Origin of the sequence: Streptomyces sp. PH10-H1, from assembly GCF_030063355.1 — a bacterium.
Classification (GTDB): domain Bacteria; phylum Actinomycetota; class Actinomycetes; order Streptomycetales; family Streptomycetaceae; genus Actinacidiphila.
Window position 1 is genome coordinate 1 of record NZ_JASISZ010000206.1, and the last position, 1,519, is coordinate 1,519.

Sequence of the window (1,519 nt, forward strand, 5' to 3'; positions counted from 1 at the left end):
GGGTCTTCGAATTTAACCGGGCAATCGCGTAGGCGGCACGCACGGTTGTGACGTTGCGTGACGGCGTGGTGGTTCCGGTGCCCTGGACGCAAGGGGCCCGCAGGCGTTCGTGATCATGGTTGTTCTCTACGCAACCTGACGACGGACACCTACGGGCTTGAACAGCAACGATACCGATATCAACACGGCGGCCACACGCCTGCTGGGGGTGGAGGGGGTGGGTGTGATCCATGTCGAGGACGACGGGATTGGGGGCACGGTGGTGCACGTGGTCACCACCGACGAGAGCGCCCGGGCCTGCCCGACGTGTGGTGTCTTCTCCTCCGCACGCAAGGAACGGGTCGCCACCGGTCCGCGGCACCTGCCGTGCGGGGGCCGCCCGACAGTGATCCGCTGGCACAAAACGCGCTGGCGGTGCAGTGAATCGCGGTGCCCGCGCGCCTCGTTCACCGAGCAGACTCCCCAGATGCCGGCCCGGATGCGGATCACCCAGCCCCTGCGCCACGAGGCCGGGAAAGCGGTGGCCGACGGCGGCCGCACCGTCGTCCAGGCCGGCCGCGACCTCGGCCTGTCCTGGCCCATCGTGCACCGCGCCCTGATCACCTACGCCACCCAGGCTCTGGACGAACACCCCGCACCGACCGAGGCGATCGGTATCGACGAGACCCGGCGCGGCAAACCGGTCTGGAAGCACAACCCCACGACCGGGAAGTGGGAACTGATCGCGGACGCCTGGCACATCGGCTTCGTCGACGCCATCGGCGGACACGGCCTGTTCGGCCAGGTCGAGGGCCGCAACAGCGCCAGCGTCGCCGCCTGGCTCACCGCACAGCCCGAGCACTGGAAAGCCCAGGTCAAGTACGTGGCGATCGACTTGTGCTCCACCTTCCGCGCCGCTGTCCGCCAAGCCCTGCCCGACGCCACCGTGGTGGTCGACTGCTTCCATATCGTCCAACTCGCCCAGCGCCACCTCGCCGACCTGCGCCGCCGCCTCACCTGGAAACAGCACGGCCGCCGGGCCCGCAAGGGCGACGCCATCTACACCGTCCGCAAACTCTTGCGCCGCAACAAGGAAGACCTCACCCCCGAACAACTCACCGCCCTGAAGGGCGAGTTGACCCAGATGGGCACCTACGGCCGGCAGATCCACCAGGCATGGCAGGCCAAGGAACTCCTGCGCGATCTGCTCCGGCTGACCTTCAAACACACCCACATCACCCCCGACCGCACCGCGATCTCCGCCGCCCGCTACCGCTTCCAGAACTTCTGCGCCGACCGCCCCCACCTGCCCGAACTCCTCACCCTGGCCGAGACAGTCGACCAGTGGTGGCACGGCATCGAGGCGTACATCCGCACCGGCATCACCAACGCCGCCAGCGAGGGAAACAACCGCCTCATCAAGCTCGAAGCCCGCAACGCCTTCGGCTTCCGCAACCGAGAGAACCAACGCCTCCGCTCACGCTGCGCAACCACTCGACGCAGCCGACGACAGGCGTTGCCCGGATAAATTCGAAGACCC

The 1,519-nt window shown here is 67.7% G+C and carries 1 protein-coding gene; it reads left to right on the forward strand.

Annotation, left to right across the window (positions count from 1 at the left end):
- The first annotated feature begins 157 nt into the window (after positions 1-157).
- Positions 158-1,507 (forward strand): ISL3 family transposase, encoded by a 1,350-nt coding sequence (locus QMK24_RS41225; RefSeq protein ID WP_283472046.1) that lies wholly within the window; start codon positions 158-160, stop codon positions 1,505-1,507.
- The last annotated feature ends 12 nt before the right edge of the window (positions 1,508-1,519 follow it).